The organism is Virgibacillus ainsalahensis, assembly GCF_055380755.1.
Genome location: NZ_AP043943.1, coordinates 1,570,774 through 1,588,210, shown reverse-complemented (window position 1 = coordinate 1,588,210; position 17,437 = coordinate 1,570,774). Strand labels below are relative to the sequence as shown.

Below are 17,437 nucleotides of genomic sequence, written 5' to 3'. Positions count from 1 at the left end.
TCTAGTTCACCTCAACTGTATTTTCTACCATTACACCGTCTAAAGACCATGTTTTTGCTTCGGTAATCTCAACTTCAACAATTTTTCCAATTGATGATTTAGGTCCTCTGAAATTAACCAGTTTATTTCTTTCTGTATACCCTGCGAGAACATCAGGGTTTTTCTTGCTTTCACCCTCTACAAGCACCTTAACAACTTTTCCATCATATGTCTTCATGGATGCTGCAGATTGTTTATTTACTAATTCATTCAAACGGTATAACCGCTGTTTCTTTACTTCTTCAGGCACATCATCTTTCTTTCGTGCCGCAGGTGTACCTTCACGAGGCGAATAAATAAACGTGTAAGCAGCCTCAAAACCAACTTCTTCCATCAGTGTCATTGTTTCTTCAAATTGTTCTTCCGTTTCATTTGGAAATCCGACAATGATATCTGTGGTAAGTGTTGCATTAGGCATTGCTTCACGGATTTTACGAACCAGTTCCATATATTCTTCGCGAGTATATTTACGATTCATTTTCTTAAGAACTTCACTACTACCGGACTGTACAGGCAAATGAATGTGATCAAGCAAATTCCCGCCTTTTGCCAATACCTCAATTAAGCGGTCATCGAAGTCTCTAGGATGAGAAGTTGTAAAGCGGACTCTTGGTATGTCGATTTTATGGATATCATCCATTAGATCACCTAATCCATATTCAAGGTCCCCAAAATCTTTACCGTATGCATTCACATTCTGTCCGAGTAAGGTAACCTCCTGATAACCCTGGGCCACCAGATGGCGCACTTCCTGAATAATGTCTTCCGGTCTGCGACTGCGTTCTTTACCACGTGTCATTGGTACAATACAATACGTACAAAACTTATCACAGCCATACATGATATTTACCCAGGCTTTGATTTTACCTTTTCTGGCTTTCGGGAGATTTTCTATAACATCTCCTTCTTTGGACCAGACTTCAACAATCATTTCTTTACCGAAAAGTGCTTCTTTGACAAGTTGTGGCAAGCGATGGATGTTATGTGTTCCGAAGATTAAATCAATATGCTGGTGTTTTTTCAGAATACGGTCTACGACAGATTCTTCCTGGGACATACAACCGCATACACCAATAATCAAATCCGGGTTTTCGAGTTTCAAAGGTTTCAAATGTCCAATTTCACCAAACACTTTATTTTCAGCATTTTCTCGAATGGCGCATGTATTAAGTAAAATAATATCCGCGTCGTTTGTATCAGAAGTGGATTCATAACCCATTTCTGTTAATATTCCTGCCATTACTTCTGTATCGTGTTCATTCATTTGGCAGCCGTAGGTACGGATAAGAAATTTCTTCCCCTTCCCAATGTTTTGCATATCTTCAGGAATGGAAAAATCATAATGGAACTGCACGTCTTCCTTACGTCGTTTTCTTGCTTTATTTATATTAGGCGACTGGTGCTCATACGTTGTTTGGAAATATTTACCGATCAATTCATCGCTGGATGTATTTTTAATTCGTTCAATATTATCTACTTGTTTAATCTGGGCCTGGTCTCTACGCTGTTCTTCGTTCATAATTGAACTCCTTTCTGCAAAACCTATATGTAAAGCTTACATTCTTACAGTATAAACGTTATAGTTAAATTTAACAATATATCTTAAAGAAGGGCAAATAAAAAACCTTCCTAATGCTACTGGAAGGTTTTAAAATTTATAAGCATTATTATTACCGGGGCTCTATGATCAGTTTAATTGCCGTTCGTTCTTCATTATCAATCAAAATATCGGTGAATGCTGGAATACAAATTAAATCGACTCCACTTGGTGCTACAAACCCTCTGGCTATAGCTACCGCTTTAACGGACTGGTTTAATGCGCCAGCGCCGATTGCCTGAATCTCCGCCGAGCCACGTTCTCGTAATACATTGGCGAGTGCACCTGCTACTGAATTTGGATTTGATTTTGCTGAAACCTTTAATACTTCCATTACTAGTACCTCCTTCGTTTGCTATTGTAGTTCTATTGCTACTATATTCTTGGAGATGTTAGCTTATTCACTATTACGTATCAAAAATTCATAAAATTCAATCAGTCAGCCGAAGAATGGATGATCGTCATTAATTAAAATACGTTCTGCCTTCGTTGCCTTTCCACTGTTTTTGTCAATTGTGACTAAGAATCCATTTAATTGTCTTCTACCCTTTTTTGTAATTTCAAAACGTACCGGTAAAGAAGTTAAAAATCTTTTTAAAACAGCTTCTTTCTCTACTCCTAATATTCCATCATAGGGTCCAGTCATTCCTACATCAGTTATATATGCAGTTCCTTCCGGTAAAATGCGTTCATCTGCTGTTTGTGTATGCGTATGTGTCCCGACGACCGTACTAACTCTTCCATTTAAATACCAGCCCATTGCCTGTTTTTCGCTTGTTGCTTCGGCGTGAAAATCTACAAAAATAATATTCGTACGTTTTTTTGCCTCATCAATTAATTCATCCGCTTTTTGAAAAGGATCATCACTCGCCGGAAGGAAAGTTCTTCCTTGCAGATTAATCACAGCAACCTCTATACCATTTATATTGATAAAAATTAATCCTTTTCCCGGGTTATTTTCAGGAAAATTCGCCGGACGAATCATATACTTTGCATCATCAATAAATTCAAATATTTCTTTTTTATCCCAGGTGTGGTTACCCATGGTGATAACTTGGGCTCCCCATTCTAAAAATTGCTTATATATTTTTTCAGTAATTCCTTTCCCGGAAGCTGCATTTTCTCCATTGATAATTGTCATGTTCGGACGATATTTTTCTTTTAGTTTTGGTAAATATTCCTGTACCATATCCCTGCCTGGAGAACCTACAACATCCCCAATAAATAGTATTTTCATTGTTTTATCATCCCATCTCATATAATATTAACAGTTTTTCACAACATGAATGCAAAGTCAAAAAATTTTACACAACAAAAGTTCAGGACGCCCTTCTCCCGTAACAAGAGAGAGGGTGTGTACAAAGGCATTCTTGTTCATGAGGAAGAGGTCTAGGATAGACGATGACGGATGAAAACCGTCATGCTATTGAAAAGGAAACACTTTTTCTGTGTAATGGTGATTAGAAGCAATCCTTATCCTCCTGCACATTGAAGCTGAGCTCGGAGGATTATGTGGGTAAAAATTATTTCAGTAAACATTTCTGAAATCTAATGAATAAAAGCGCAAGCGTCTTGAGCACCCTAAGGTAAGAGGAAGTTCGATTAGGTACGAGTAACGTTGAACTGACACGTCATGTGAGCTGAAAGCTGGAACTCACCATGCGTGTTCTTGCTCATGCGGGGAAGTCCGCCAAAGTTTTTTATTTGTTAACGGACAAAAAAATAAAAACGGTCACAATGACCGCTTTTATTTTATCCAGTGTTAGCTTTTTATTTCGCATATTCCACTGTTCTTGTTTCTCTGATAACAGTTACCTTTATATGACCTGGGTAATCGAGCTCTGATTCAATCTGCTTCCGTATATCACGTGCGATACTGACGGAATGAATGTCATCAATTTCATCAGGTTTGACCATAATTCGAATCTCTCTTCCAGCTTGAATAGCGAAAGACTTCTCAACACCGGCAAATGACTCAGATATTTCTTCGAGTTTTTCTAAACGCTTGATGTAGTTTTCCAATGTCTCACTTCGTGCACCAGGACGTGCTGCAGATAATGCATCTGCGGCAGCCACTAATACAGAAATGATGGACGTCGCCTCTTCATCACCATGGTGGGAAGCAATCGAATTAATGACTACCTCATGCTCTTTGTATTTCATTCCAAGCTCTTTTCCAATTTCAACATGGCTTCCTTCAACTTCATGATCAATGGCTTTACCAATGTCATGAAGTAAACCAGCTCTTCTTGCTAAAGATACATCTTCACCTAATTCAGCAGCAAGCAGGCCAGAGAGGTATGCAACTTCTGTTGAGTGCTTCAAGACATTTTGTCCATAGCTTGTACGATATTTCAGACGACCGAGTATTTTAATTAGATCTGGATGGAGCCCATGCACACCAACTTCGAATGTAGTTTCTTCACCAATTTCCCGTATATGGTCATCCACCTCGCGTCTGGCTTTATCCACCATTTCTTCAATTCTTGCAGGGTGAATCCTGCCATCTTGTACGAGTTTTTCCAATGCCATACGAGCAGTTTCACGGCGGATTGGATCAAAACCAGATAAAATTACTGCTTCAGGTGTATCATCAATAATTAAATCAATTCCAGTCAATGTTTCCAATGTTCGAATATTACGGCCTTCCCGTCCAATGATTCGACCTTTCATCTCATCATTAGGAAGATTTACAACAGATACTGTTGTTTCTGCAACGTGTTCTGCAGCACAACGTTGCAAGGCCAACGAAAGAATATTCTTTGCTTTTTTATCGGCTTCTTCCTTTGCACGATTTTCAGCTTCTTTTATCATTAATGCTGCCTCATGCGAAGTCTCTTGCTCGATCCGTTCTAAAATAATTTGCTTAGCTTGGTCTGTTGTGTATCCTGAAATGCGCTCAAGCTCAGTTTGCTGCTTCTGTTTCATTGCTTCCACTTTGCTTTCCATTTCTTCAATTTGTTGTTGTTGTTCTGTTAGCGATTGTTCTTTTTTCTCCAACAAGAGCTCACGCTTGTCTAATGTTTCACTTTTTCTGTCCAGATTTTCTTCCTTTTGTGTCAGACGGTTTTCTAAATTCTGTGCTTCCGAACGTCGTTCACGCAATTCATCTTCTGTCTGTTGGCGTAGCTTATGATTTTCTTCCTTCGCCTCAAGAAGCGCCTCTTTTTTAGAGGAATCTGCATTTCGATGTGCTTCATCAACGATTTGTTTCGCCAAGGTTTCAGCACTGGAAATTTTAGCTTCTGCAATAGATCTACGAATCAGATAACCAACAACAATACCGACGATTAGAGCAAGCAAAATGGAGATGATTAAAAGAATAATGTCCACGATTTCACCTCCTATTGCTATAAAATTGTACAATTCATTATTGTCGGCATGTACCAAGTTCAATGCATAAAATAACAATACATCTTATAATAAAAATTATAAAATTATACAATTCAATTTTAATTGTCTGTATCACTAATGTCAAGGAAACGTCACAATTCTTAATAAAAGGACTCTTTATCAGAACGATAAAACCATCACAAAAATACTGGCGATGACCACAGTTAATCCCATATTTATATTCTGAACAAAAAGATAAATCCTTTACTTGCCAAGGCTAGTAAAGGATAATATCTTTTTAGATTATACATCAAAACTTTCCTGGCTTGCTTCTTCAGCTTCCGTATCAGGCTCATCATCCAAATTATAATGAACTCGGATTGCATCATGAATTTCAGCCATTATATCTTTATTTTCTCTTAGAAATTGTTTTGCATTTTCCCGGCCCTGACCTAATCGTTCTTCATTATAGGAATACCATGCTCCACTTTTCATAACGATATCAAGGTCTGAACCGACATCAACAATTTCCCCTTCTTTTGAAATTCCCTTACCATACATAATATCTACTTCTGCCTGTTTAAAAGGTGGTGCTACTTTATTTTTAACCACTTTAATTCTGGCTTTATTACCAACCATCTCATTACCCTGTTTTAAGGTTTCCGCACGTCGCACTTCTAATCTGATAGATGAATAGAATTTAAGCGCCCGTCCGCCAGGTGTTGTTTCCGGGTTACCAAACATAACTCCCACTTTTTCACGAATTTGGTTAATAAAGACTGCTGTTGTTTTTGATTTATTGATTGCTCCAGACAGTTTTCTTAACGCTTGAGACATTAGTCTTGCTTGCAGCCCTACGTGAGCATCGCCCATTTCACCCTCTATTTCGGCTTTTGGTACCAATGCAGCGACGGAATCGACTACAACAATATCAACTGCTCCACTGCGCACAAGAGCTTCAGCGATTTCTAATGCCTGTTCCCCGGTATCCGGCTGTGATAACAGCAATTCATCTACATCTACTCCCAGCGCTCTGGCATATGTTGGATCAAGTGCATGCTCCGCATCAATAAATGCAGCTTGTCCACCTTTTCGCTGCGCTTCTGCAATAGCGTGCAGAGCCACCGTTGTTTTCCCGGATGATTCCGGGCCATATATCTCAACAACTCTACCTCTTGGGTATCCACCGATTCCTAATGCTACATCCAATGCTAATGAGCCACTGGGAATAGTTGCTATTTTCTGTTCACCCTGATCTCCCATTTTCATAATGGAGCCTTTACCAAATTGTTTCTCTATTTGTCTTAAAGCCATATCTAAAGCTTGTTTTTTATCACTCAATATAATTGCCTCCTTTAATTATCTATTTACATCATACATTGTTTTAGTAGATTTGCCAAGAAAAAAACGAATAAACGTTCTGTTGTTTTCCACTATTATTATGCTTGAAAAATTGAATAATGGAATAGAATTTCAACCGAAAAGTAAATTTCTATTACAAAAATGCTTGCAAATTATTATTTTAAGTATTTAAAAAGAAGTTCAAAACCTTTTGTTGTCGCTCTATTTCTAATCGAATTACGGCTGCCTTCAAAAGTGAATTTTTCAACACACTCTTCTCCATCATCCGTACAGAGTGCAATGTATACTGTACCAACAGGCTGCCCCTCTATTTCATCAGGACCTGCAACACCTGTAAAACTCATACCTATGGATGCATGTAGCATATCTTTGACATTACCTGCCATTTCCAGAGCACATTCCTTGCTGACAGTACCTTTATCTTGAATAGTTTCCTTAGAAACACCCAGAACATCCTGTTTTACATTTGTATCATAACAGACAATACCTCCTTGCAAAGCATTCGAAGCCCCTTCAACTGAGGTTAGTTTCTGTGTAAACATGCCACCGGTTAAACTCTCAGCTGCTGCAATTTGCATATTCTTCTCTGTTAATAATGTTAAAACCTGTTCTTCAATCGTCTGATCATCGATGCCAAAGAAATAAGAACCAACTTTATCCATTATTTGTTGTTTTGTTTCATTGAGTAAATCATTCACTTTTTCCGTTGATACTTCTTTTGCGGTAAGACGGATAACTACACCATCATTTTGAGCTAAAGGGGCAATGGTAGGATTACTCTGTGCTCGTATGATATCATGTAACTCATGTTCTAACGTTGACTCTCCTATGCCTATGAATTTTAATATGGTTGATTTAATAATCTCTTCATTACCGGTTATTTTTTTAATGTATGGGAGAACGTCATTTTGTACCAGATATTTCATTTCTCTCGGGACACCCGGAAGGAATACCCAAGTTTTACCAAAATGGTTCACAATCATACCTGGTGCCATTCCTACCTCGTTCTCAAGGACATCAGCACCGGCAAAAACACGTGCTTGTTTTCGATTGTTTGGTGTCATCGTTGCCTTCTGTTTTTCAAAAAAAGCTTCAATCTTTTTCATCGACGGTAAATGTTCTTCCATTTCCAGCATGCTTATCTTCTGAAATGCTTCACGGGTCAAGTCATCCTCGGTTGGACCAAGCCCGCCAGTTACAATGACAACATCGGATCTATTCCCGGCCTGTGTAAAAGCTTCTTCTACTCTTTGCAAATTATCGCCGACTACTGCATGGTTGTAAACATTTACTCCGTATAATGCAAGCTGTTCGGATAACCATTGTGCATTTGTATTGGCTATTTGACCTAATAATAGTTCTGTACCTACTGCAATAATTTCTGCTTTGACATTTTTCATTATTTAGAATCCCTCATTACGTGCCAGTTTTTTATAAAATAATCAACACCTGAATACACTGTAAAGAATAAAGCTGCATAAAGCATAACCGTTGCAAATGGGAATGCGAAGTAAGAAAAAGGGAAGTTATGCAGTAATAATGCAGCAATTGCTACGATTTGGGTAACGGTTTTCAACTTCCCCATACTGCTGGCGGCAAGCACAATTCCTTCACCTGCAGCCACCAATCTAAGTCCTGTGACAGCAAACTCTCTGCTTATAATAAGAATAACCACCCAGGCTGGTGCCAACCCCATTTCCACTAATAAAATCAATGCTGCAGAAACCAGTAATTTATCAGCCAATGGATCAAGGAATTTTCCCAAGTTCGTTACTAAATTGTACTTACGTGCATAATATCCATCGACCCAATCCGTAGTGGATGCGATGATAAAAAGCAATGCTGCAGCAAAATGGGATACAGGTAAGACTTCGTTCCCTATATTCCATTCTCCCCAGTTGAAAGGAATACTTAATAAAAGAATAAAAATCGGAATCAAAAAAATACGGGATAATGTAATTTTATTTGGTATATTCACGCCAAAATTCCTCCTATGTCAATAAGGTATAAAACCCTTCCACATCAGGGAAGGGTTTAGCCTATTATTCTGATTCACTGTTTATATTTACCCAGATTCTTTGATGTACAAAATCATCGGCATTTACTGGATAATCCAGCTCTACACCATTTATGGAAATTTGAACGGCAGGTGTATTTCCAACATTAAATAAAATTCGCTCATCACTATTTAGATCCGCTTCTATAGGGTCATCTTCTTCGGAAAACATGCCATTGTAAAAAACTTCACCGGAATCATTCTCGATATCCAGCCATGAATCCCCATTTGACTCAACCCTCACTGAGATTTCTTCTCCAGCATTATTAAAGTCCAGGATGGATTCCGGGGTACTACCCGTACCTTCCTCTACCGTGCTGAATTCAGGCTCAGCTTCTTCTGTTTCATTATCTTCTTGATTTTCTTCAGAGGAAGAGTCATTCACGTTCTCTGTATCTTCTGTGTTATCTTCAGTTCCTTCACCGTCATTTCCTGATTCACCATCAGGATTGATTATCTCGATATTATCATTGGGTTCTTCAACAGGCTCCGATCCATCATTGGACATGACCTCCTGAATGAAAAACCATGCAACCAGGAAAATACCGATTACTAATAAAACAACGATTATTGTAGGCATTAACGAAAAAATAGCCGGGCTTTTTTCTGCGTTGTTTTCTTTCCTTGTACGTTGAATCCGTGTATATTGAAGATTATTTTCATCTTCTGTTTTAGGAACTTCTTCTTTATGTTCTTCCAATAATTCGTTTGGATCAAGTCCTACAGCCGTGGCATATTCTTTAATAAATGCTCTTGCATAAAATTTACCGGGCAGGATTTGAAGGTTCCCTTCTTCAATAGCAATTAAATACCTTTTTTGTATTTTTGTTGTTTCTTGTAAACTATCTAGCGATAAATTTTGTGTTTCCCTTGCTTCTTTTAGTCTCTCTCCAATCTCCATCTATAACACCATCCATTTTCAGAAAACCTTTTTGCTTTTTAACGAAAACTTTGTTTACATGTATGCAGCAAAAAAAGATCCATACTTTCTTATCTGTTAAAAACCAAACATAGAAAAGCCGTCCTGTTGTTCGTTCTGCTGTCTTTCTAACGGTTCGTATGTAATTTCTTCATCTTCATGACTGCGCAATTCAATGATATAATCAAAATCATCCATTTTATATTCTGTAGATTGAACAAATATATCCGGATGTTCTACTACTTTAATTGCAGGTAGTTGCATAATTTCTCTTATTAATTGCCAATGCTTTTCGTTAGCACGTCTTTTAGATACAACTCCATCGATAATATAAATATTATCCTCGTTGTATTCACCCTCAATCAACTGGCTACGAACCGTTTGTTTCAACAATGTACTGGAAACAAATAACCAGCGTTTATTCGCAGAAACACTTGCAGCAACTACCGATTCTGTTTTACCTACCCTGGGCATTCCACGTATTCCAATTAATTTATGGCCTTCTTGTTTGTAAAGTTCGGCCATGAAATCTACCAATATTCCTAATTCTTCACGTACAAAACGAACAGTTTTTCGGTCATCCGTATCTCTATGGATATATTTTCCGTGACGAACAGCCAGTCTGTCCCTAAGTTTTGGCTTTCGTATTTTTGTAACTTTGATTATATCTATCGTTTCCAGTATCGTTTTTAACCGGCTTATATGCTCATCGTATTTCGATAAAATAAGCATACCTCTTTTGGCGTTTTCCACTCCATTTATAGTAACAATATTAATGGATAGCATCCCTAATAAAGAAGAAATATCACCCAGTAATCCAGGACGGTTATGTTGAATTTCATATTCAAGGTACCATTCCGTTTTTTCCATAATTAGCTCCTTTATTTCCATACTTTATTAATGTTACCCCAATCCGTTACATAAAAGCAATATATCTCTACTATAAATGATTTTCAGTGTAGAGAAAAGAGATTTTTATTCTAATCTGAAATCTAAGCCCGGTAGATATAAAAAGAAGCTGTACAATGAGTATACAGCTTCTTCATTTTTACACCTATTAATTTGTATTCCCTTTATTTTGCACCAGCTTAATCATCGTATTTGCAATTGCCTGTTGTTCATCTTCAGAAGCAGCATTCCAAAGTTCCCTTAAAACTGCTTCTTCTTCATTCTTTGCATCTACACTTTGTGCGAGATAGTCGCCAACTTCTTGAGCCACATTGGATATCGTCTGCTGGCTCATGCCCTGCTGCTGAGCCTGTTCAAGTTTATTAGCCAAAAACCCTTTCCATGTATCAAAATTATCTAATACTGACATACATCTGCCTCCTTCAATATATTCAGGTATAGTATTTGGTTAAATTCTCTATTTATACACGAAATATTGAAGAATACTTTTTACCATCCACCGGTTACGCTCAAAATTTCACCATGGATATAGTTCGACTTTTTATCCAATAAAAACTTCACCACATGAGCTATTTCCTCTGACTGGCCAGCCCGCTGCATTGGAATATCGGAGATGATTTCAGCTTTCTCTTCTTTCGATAAATGTTGATTCATTTTTGTTTCAATGAAACCGGGGCTTACAGCATTTACTGATATGCCACTTGGGCCGACCTCTTTTGCAAGAGCTTTTACAAAAGTGTTTTGAGCACCTTTAACAGAAGAATAGACAACCTCGTTGCTTGCACCAACATCACCCCAGATTGATGTTATGAAAATTATTTTTCCGGCATTCTTTTGGATCATTGAAGGTAATAAATGCTTTGTTACCAGCCAGGGCATCTTAACATGTAACATGAGCATATCATCCATCGTCTCTTCCTTCGTATCTTGAAATAACCCATGTTGTGCTGTTCCGCTTGCAAAGATAATATGGTCAATGGGAAATACGAGTTGTGTGAGAAACCTTTTTGTTTCCGTTTCATTGCGTAAATCAGCCTGCATAACAGAAAGGACAGATTCTTCTGGGGTTTTTGCTCTCAGCTGATCAATCATCCGCCGGTTTTTATTATAATGCAGAAGTAACTGATAACCTTCTTTTGCCAAGTGTTCAGCTATTGCGTTTCCAATCTCGCCGCTTGCACCAATAATTAATACGTTCTTCCCCATAATATCTCCTATTCTGCTGCGATTGTACATACTGCCATACGATCTGGTTTAATCCAGTTTTGAAGAAATTCATTCATTTCGTCACGTGACATTCCCTGAATTTCTGGAATCACTTCAAAAAAATCTATCCCTAAACTGTTGTAATGGGTATATTTATTTGCGATAAATTCCAGGGAATTCATTGCACGTAATAATTGACCGATTTTCTTTTTCTTCATCCGTTCAAATTCCTCTTGTGATATAGATGCTGAGTTTGTCGTATGAAGCAACTTTTTAACTTTATCTGCAAATTCTTCAGGCTGATCTGTATTACTACCAATCAGTGTATATCCGAAATTTTTTTCTAAATTATTTTCATAGTAAAAGCTGCCATCGATAAGCTTCTCATTATAGAGCTCCTGATAAAAAGCTCCACCCTTTGAAAAATAATGATCCAGCAGCATGCTTGTAAATATATCTTTTTTCAAAAATTCGGTTCCACTTAACTCCCCGGATGATTCCTTAATCCCAACAGTACATTTAGGAATGGATACAGGCATCGTAATTTTGTGATTTGCTTTGGAAACTTCCGCAGGCTCCTCGGGAAATTCTCGTTCAATCTCATCCATTTTTTTAAACGATTTTGCCTGTTGATTCTTTTGGATTAAATCCATCATGTTATCCTCATCAAAATTTCCGGCAATAAACAGTGTCATATTTTCAGGATGATAAAAAGTGTTGTAACATGTGTATAGGTCGTCTTTTGTAATCGATGTGATTGATTCCACTGTTCCAGCTATATCGATATTTACCGGATGATTTTGAAACATACTTTTAATTGTGCCCATAAATGATTGCCAGTCCGGCTGGTCATCATACATGTTGATTTCTTGGGCAATGATACCCTTTTCTTTTTCAACCGATTGCTCTGAAAAATAAGGATCCTGTACAAAATCAATTAATGTCTCAACATTTTTTTCAATATGATCGGTTGCGGAAAAAAGATAAGCTGTTTTGGTAAAAGAAGTATACGCATTGGGAGACGCTGCTTGTTTACCAAAATCAGCAAAAACATCCCTATCTTCTTTCTCAAACAATTTATGCTCCAGGAAGTGTGCGACACCTTCCGGGACAGTCACCTTTTCATTTTGGTCAATTGGTACGAATCGTTGATCAATGGAACCATAGTTTGTAGAGAAAAGAGCGTATGTTTTAGCCATTTCTTGTTTCGGCAGGAGAAATACTGTTAACCCATTCTCAAGTTTTGCTGTATGAATTGTTTCCTCAATATCGTGATAGGCTTGCTTATTCATTGGAATCTCCTCCTTCACTTGTTAAAAGATAAATCGTATCTTCTTCAATTTTATCTGCAACCGCTACAACATCCGCTTTGGACACTTGTTTAATACCACTGATTAACTGATCAGGTGTCATTTTCCTATCAGCTATAACCTGCTGATATAAAAGTTCAATTATCCCTTGTGGGTGATCCAATGTTTCCAGTAGCTGATTGACAATTAATTCTTTTGTTTCGTTTATTTCAGTTTCTGTAAAATCTCCATCTTTCATTGCTGTCATTTGCTGTATAATAATATCTCTTGCTTTCTCAAAATCCTTTGGGGCAATGCCGCTGAATACGAATAGTAATCCTTTATGACTTTCAACTCTGGAAGCTGCATAATAGGCAAGGCTATTTTTCTCCCTGACGTTTATGAATAATTTCGAACTGGGGAATCCACCAAAAATTCCATTGAACACCTGTAGAGCAAAATAATCATCATTGCGGAATGTAGTGTTGGTTCGATACCCGATATGTAATTTAGCCTGCTGAATCTGCTGCTTTTCAATAATTTCATTCGGTTTATTCTGTTTTTGAACAGACTCAGATTGACGAGTGTTTTTACTTGCCTTATTTCCTTTTATTGTTGCGGCTATATTATTACTTACTTCTGCTTCATTAAAATCGCCCAATACATAGATATCCAGCTGGTCTTCTTCCAGAACTGATTTATAATAGTCATATAATGATTCAGGTGTTAAGGAATCCAAGTCTTCTTCGTAACCATGTACATGAAGCTGATAAGCCTCTCCCTGGCACATCTCATCAATCAATCTCATATTAGCATAGCTCATTTTATCATCCTGGATTGCGCTCATTTTTTGTTTTAAGGTGTCTTTTTCACGATTGAAGGTGTTCTTTTCAAAAGCGTTATTCGATGCATTTGGATGAAATAATAGCTCACTCAATAATTTTATGCCTTCCTCAATTATTCCAGATTCCTCTGCGATGTATTTTTGATTGGCTAACTCCAGGCGTATGCTGATAATATGATTTTCACCTTTCTTCCCGCCATCAATCGAAAGAACTGCACCATATAAATCATCTAATTTTCGTTGAAGTTCTGTTCTACCTGGGTAACTACTGGTGCCTTGTTTTAAAATATAGGGAAGCAGTGCCCTTTTTGTTATTGTGTCACGTGTTAAAGGCGCTTTCAATTTTGCTACAATGTTAATCGTCTTATACTTGCCGGTTTCAATAAAATGGAGGTTTACCCCGTCCTTATTAACTACTTTTTCTTCAATATTATTCATGTTATGTCCTCCAATATGATATGGTCCACTTTATTCTGTACAATTTTACCATTTACCATCCATTATACGTTAAAAAAATCGGACTTGCTATAATTACACAGCAAGTCCGATTTGTTAAGCAGATAAGATAGTCTTCCTGCATTGGTTGGTGTACGCCTGTATCCTTTGTGAAAAACCGGGGTCTAATGGTTTATAATCGTTTTCTTAATACATGAAAGCTGAATACATCGGAACGGAAATAATTGGCTGAATACAGGACAGCTTCATCCTCATCTGTATAATGCATTTGTTTTAACAACAGTAATGACTGATCGGGTTTACAGTTCAAAATATCATAGATACGATCATGATAGCTTATTGGTTCAATATAGGTGACAGCATAAGAGATATGTTTGCTTGAATATTCTTCCATCAGTTTAAATAAAGAATCTACTTTATTAACCCGCTCTATCGGAATTAAGTTTTCTGGAATCTTATCAATACAAAACACAACAGGTAGGTCGTCAGCTGTTCTAACACGTTCAATTTTTGCCAGTTTATTTATTACTGAGCGTCCGAATTTGCTTCGGTCTTCCTCTGTCGGCTCCAGGATTTCTGTACTTAAATATTGAGATCCTGCCGTTTTACCGGATTGTTCAATCATATATGTCACACTATTTAATTGTTCAATACCTGAAGAATAAATTGGCTTTGGATTAACAAATGTACCGACACCATGACGTCGTGTAACAACATTATCTTCCTCTAAATTGCGTAATGCTTCCCTTAAAGTAGCACGCGAAACCCCTAACAGTTTAGATAATTGGAATTCAGATGGAAGCTTTTCTTTTTCTTTATATATGCCATGTTCAATATCTCGTTTAATTTCATCAATTACTTGTAAATAAAGATGTCTTGAATCTGATTTTATCGACATAAGCTCCCCTCCCTGTATAAATCAGAATTAGAAATAAGACTTCAGACGTTTGACTAGTTTTACTGTATATTAATATAGCATTTTAAATAGAATTATTAAATAGTGCCTGTAAACTTTCTTAACGATTCTTTAAAAAAGAACAAACAGGAGACAGTATGTTAAAAGCAAATCGCTGTTCAACATACTATCTCCTGAATTCTCTCTTAAGAAATTTTATCAGGAAGTTTTTTCCTCTGAGGATTCCGTAACTAATACAGTCCTCGGTTTACTCCCTTCGTATGGTCCAACGATACCTCTATCTTCCATGGCATCAATTAATCGTGCTGCTCTTGTGTAACCAATCCGGAATCTTCTCTGTAGCATGGAGACGCTCGCACTTTGCATTTCAGTAATCAGCTGTACCGCATCACCATAAAGTTCATCATCCACTTCTTCTGTCACTTCACTGGAATCTTCGGGGATCATTTCTTCCTGATAGACAGCTTTTTGCTGATCAATACAATGATCTACAATTCGCTCTACTTCCTCATCAGATAAAAATGCTCCCTGTACTCGTTTCGGTTTTGAATTTCCTACCGGGAGATACAACATATCACCACGGCCCAAGAGCTTTTCTGCCCCACCTGAATCCAGAATCGTCCGTGAGTCAGTGCCAGATGATACACTAAAAGCAATACGTGAAGGGATATTCGCTTTAATTACACCGGTAATCACATCTACGGAAGGGCGCTGTGTAGCAATAATTAAATGAATTCCAGCAGCTCGTGCCATTTGTGCAAGTCTTGTAATTGCATCCTCTACATCATTTGATGCAACCATCATTAAATCGGCAAGTTCATCAACCAATACAACAATGTATGGCAGGTTCGGCTGAGCTTCTGATTCATCAACTGTCTGATTGTATTTTCGAATGTGTTCATTATAACCTTCTATATTACGTGTTCCTGAGTCCGAAAATAATTCATACCTTCTTTCCATTTCAGAAACTACCTTTTTTAGTGCTCTTGAAGCTTTTTTCGGATCTGTCACAACTGGTGCCAGTAAATGTGGTATTCCATTATATACATTTAACTCTACTTTTTTTGGATCAATCATCATCAATTTAACTTCATGTGGTTTTGTTCTCATTAAAATAGTTGTGATTATGCCATTTACACACACACTTTTACCACTTCCTGTTGCACCTGCAATTAATAGATGAGGCATCTTATTAAGTTCTCCGACAACTGCATCGCCTGAAATATCCCGGCCTAAAGCAAATAATAGTTTAGAAGATTGTTTATTAATCGAGCTGTCTAAAACTTCACGAAGCGAAACCATGGCAATCTCCTGGTTCGGAACTTCAATACCGACTGCAGACTTCCCTGGTATTGGTGCCTCGATTCGAATATCCTTTGCAGCAAGGGCAAGTGCGAGGTCATCATGCAAACTGACAATTTTGCTGACCTTAACCCCAGCTTCCGGATACACTTCATATTTTGTAACTGCAGGACCAACATGTACTTTGGTAATTCGTGCTTTCACACCAAAGCTATGGAATGTACGCTCCAATTTCCTTACTGTCTTTTGAATTTGTGACTTTTCATGTTGCTGGGAATTATGGGCAGGTTCTGCCAATAGATCAGAAGAAGGCAGTATATATTCATGATTTTCCGGTTCTGTCATCGGCATATTACTAATATGATCCGTTTCTGACTCTTCCTCTTCCTCTTCCGCCTCATTAATATTTTCTTCAGTTTTACTTTGATTTACCTCTGGTTTTTGCTCAGAATAGGCTAAATCTGTAAAATCCTGAATTAGTGGCTCGTCATGTATAGGATGCTGCTCCTCTACGGTGACTGTTTCTTGTTGTTGATTTTCTGATTCAAGATTATTTTTCTCCATTCTGGCATTCTTCCATTGTGTCTGATATTTCTTGAACAATGCTTTTATCTTGTCTAAAATTTTAGCGAAGAAATCTCCCAATGAAAAATCAGTCATAAATATGATACCAATAATGATAGAAAATGCTGCAAAAATTTGTGAACCTACCGATGAAAACAGATAATAACTAAATGTAAACATGAGGGCACCGATCATACCGCCACCTGTTTGTATAGCCGTACCTTGTCCATTTACATAAGAAAAAAAATTATCCCATGTAGCTCCAAGAATGGATGATTCACCAGCTGTAACAAGTAAACTTTGCATTGTTTGGATATGTGTCACGAGTAATATACCTGCAAATAAAATATAGAATCCGATAATCTTCTTGTTTACATAGTCCGGATAACGTCTTTTAATTAATAATATAATTCCGGTAATTAGTAAAAAGATTGATGCTACAAAATACCAGATACCTAAGAAGAATCGGAAAATATTTTCCAGTCCGCCTGGAATTGCACCGTCACTTATGGCGCTGGCTCCACTGCCGAAAATAGCCAGAAATATAAATAATAATCCCAGTAATTCAAGTTTCACATTCTTCTTCAGCTTCCCATTTTTTCTTTTCTTTCTTTTTTTTGCCATTTTATTCACCCCAATTTAGAA

15 protein-coding genes are annotated in these 17,437 nt (G+C 37.4%); all 15 read right to left on the bottom strand.

Annotated features, from left to right (window positions below):
- Position 1: 1 nt before the first annotated feature.
- Positions 2–1,558, bottom strand: coding sequence for a tRNA (N6-isopentenyl adenosine(37)-C2)-methylthiotransferase MiaB (miaB, locus tag ACZ427_RS07565; RefSeq protein ID WP_461179582.1), 1,557 nt, complete (start codon positions 1,556–1,558; stop codon positions 2–4).
- 151 nt (positions 1,559–1,709) lie between these two features.
- A complete protein-coding gene (locus ACZ427_RS07560) occupies positions 1,710–1,970 on the bottom strand; it encodes a stage V sporulation protein S (RefSeq protein WP_461179583.1) in 261 nt (86 codons plus the stop codon).
- A gap of 105 nt (positions 1,971–2,075) precedes the next feature.
- A complete protein-coding gene (locus ACZ427_RS07555) occupies positions 2,076–2,873 on the bottom strand; it encodes a TIGR00282 family metallophosphoesterase (RefSeq protein ID WP_461179584.1) in 798 nt (265 codons plus the stop codon).
- Positions 2,874–3,406: 533 nt separating this feature from the next.
- A complete protein-coding gene (rny, locus tag ACZ427_RS07550) occupies positions 3,407–4,969 on the bottom strand; it encodes a ribonuclease Y (protein WP_461179585.1) in 1,563 nt (520 codons plus the stop codon).
- Positions 4,970–5,272: 303 nt separating this feature from the next.
- A complete protein-coding gene (gene recA / locus ACZ427_RS07545; protein WP_461179586.1) occupies positions 5,273–6,310 on the bottom strand; it encodes a recombinase RecA in 1,038 nt (345 codons plus the stop codon).
- 176 nt (positions 6,311–6,486) lie between these two features.
- Positions 6,487–7,731, bottom strand: coding sequence for a competence/damage-inducible protein A (locus ACZ427_RS07540; protein ID WP_461179587.1), 1,245 nt, complete (start codon positions 7,729–7,731; stop codon positions 6,487–6,489).
- Positions 7,731–8,309, bottom strand: coding sequence for a CDP-diacylglycerol--glycerol-3-phosphate 3-phosphatidyltransferase (gene pgsA, locus ACZ427_RS07535; protein WP_461179588.1), 579 nt, complete (start codon positions 8,307–8,309; stop codon positions 7,731–7,733). Before pgsA ends, ACZ427_RS07540 begins: the two co-directional genes overlap by 1 nt.
- A gap of 64 nt (positions 8,310–8,373) precedes the next feature.
- Complete coding sequence (locus ACZ427_RS07530) at positions 8,374–9,288, bottom strand: RodZ domain-containing protein (protein ID WP_461179589.1); 915 nt, start codon at positions 9,286–9,288, stop codon at positions 8,374–8,376.
- Between the two features lie 96 nt (positions 9,289–9,384).
- Positions 9,385–10,176, bottom strand: a complete 792-nt coding sequence (locus ACZ427_RS07525) for a DUF3388 domain-containing protein (protein WP_461179590.1) — start codon at positions 10,174–10,176, stop codon at positions 9,385–9,387.
- 187 nt (positions 10,177–10,363) lie between these two features.
- Entirely contained in the window at positions 10,364–10,624 is a 261-nt protein-coding gene (locus ACZ427_RS07520; RefSeq protein ID WP_461179591.1) for a DUF3243 domain-containing protein, read from the bottom strand.
- An 80-nt stretch (positions 10,625–10,704) separates the two neighbouring features.
- A complete protein-coding gene (ymfI, locus tag ACZ427_RS07515; protein WP_461179592.1) occupies positions 10,705–11,421 on the bottom strand; it encodes an elongation factor P 5-aminopentanone reductase in 717 nt (238 codons plus the stop codon).
- A gap of 8 nt (positions 11,422–11,429) precedes the next feature.
- Complete coding sequence (gene yfmH / locus ACZ427_RS07510) at positions 11,430–12,713, bottom strand: EF-P 5-aminopentanol modification-associated protein YfmH (protein ID WP_461179593.1); 1,284 nt, start codon at positions 12,711–12,713, stop codon at positions 11,430–11,432.
- The gene (gene yfmF, locus ACZ427_RS07505; RefSeq protein WP_461179594.1) at positions 12,706–13,992 is read right to left on the bottom strand and encodes an EF-P 5-aminopentanol modification-associated protein YfmF; all 1,287 of its coding nucleotides are present in this window, start codon (positions 13,990–13,992) and stop codon (positions 12,706–12,708) included. Before yfmF ends, yfmH begins: the two co-directional genes overlap by 8 nt.
- Positions 13,993–14,182: 190 nt before the next feature.
- Complete coding sequence (locus tag ACZ427_RS07500; RefSeq protein ID WP_461179595.1) at positions 14,183–14,908, bottom strand: GntR family transcriptional regulator; 726 nt, start codon at positions 14,906–14,908, stop codon at positions 14,183–14,185.
- A 216-nt stretch (positions 14,909–15,124) separates the two neighbouring features.
- A complete protein-coding gene (locus ACZ427_RS07495; protein WP_461179596.1) occupies positions 15,125–17,416 on the bottom strand; it encodes a DNA translocase FtsK in 2,292 nt (763 codons plus the stop codon).
- Between the last annotated feature and the right edge of the window lie 21 nt (positions 17,417–17,437).

What these genes read in the sequence shown, in the direction of transcription:
- yfmF (WP_461179594.1), bottom strand. Translation starts at nt 13,992, where the DNA reads ATGAATAATATTGAAGAAAAAGTAGTTAATAAGGACGGGGTAAACCTC.
- ACZ427_RS07500 (WP_461179595.1), bottom strand. Translation starts at nt 14,908, where the DNA reads ATGTCGATAAAATCAGATTCAAGACATCTTTATTTACAAGTAATTGAT.
- miaB (WP_461179582.1), bottom strand. Translation starts at nt 1,558, where the DNA reads ATGAACGAAGAACAGCGTAGAGACCAGGCCCAGATTAAACAAGTAGAT.
- ACZ427_RS07495 (WP_461179596.1), bottom strand. Translation starts at nt 17,416, where the DNA reads ATGGCAAAAAAAAGAAAGAAAAGAAAAAATGGGAAGCTGAAGAAGAAT.
- ACZ427_RS07530 (WP_461179589.1), bottom strand. Translation starts at nt 9,288, where the DNA reads ATGGAGATTGGAGAGAGACTAAAAGAAGCAAGGGAAACACAAAATTTA.
- ymfI (WP_461179592.1), bottom strand. Translation starts at nt 11,421, where the DNA reads ATGGGGAAGAACGTATTAATTATTGGTGCAAGCGGCGAGATTGGAAAC.
- ACZ427_RS07520 (WP_461179591.1), bottom strand. Translation starts at nt 10,624, where the DNA reads ATGTCAGTATTAGATAATTTTGATACATGGAAAGGGTTTTTGGCTAAT.
- ACZ427_RS07540 (WP_461179587.1), bottom strand. Translation starts at nt 7,731, where the DNA reads ATGAAAAATGTCAAAGCAGAAATTATTGCAGTAGGTACAGAACTATTA.
- yfmH (WP_461179593.1), bottom strand. Translation starts at nt 12,713, where the DNA reads ATGAATAAGCAAGCCTATCACGATATTGAGGAAACAATTCATACAGCA.
- ACZ427_RS07555 (WP_461179584.1), bottom strand. Translation starts at nt 2,873, where the DNA reads ATGAAAATACTATTTATTGGGGATGTTGTAGGTTCTCCAGGCAGGGAT.
- ACZ427_RS07525 (WP_461179590.1), bottom strand. Translation starts at nt 10,176, where the DNA reads ATGGAAAAAACGGAATGGTACCTTGAATATGAAATTCAACATAACCGT.
- ACZ427_RS07560 (WP_461179583.1), bottom strand. Translation starts at nt 1,970, where the DNA reads ATGGAAGTATTAAAGGTTTCAGCAAAATCAAATCCAAATTCAGTAGCA.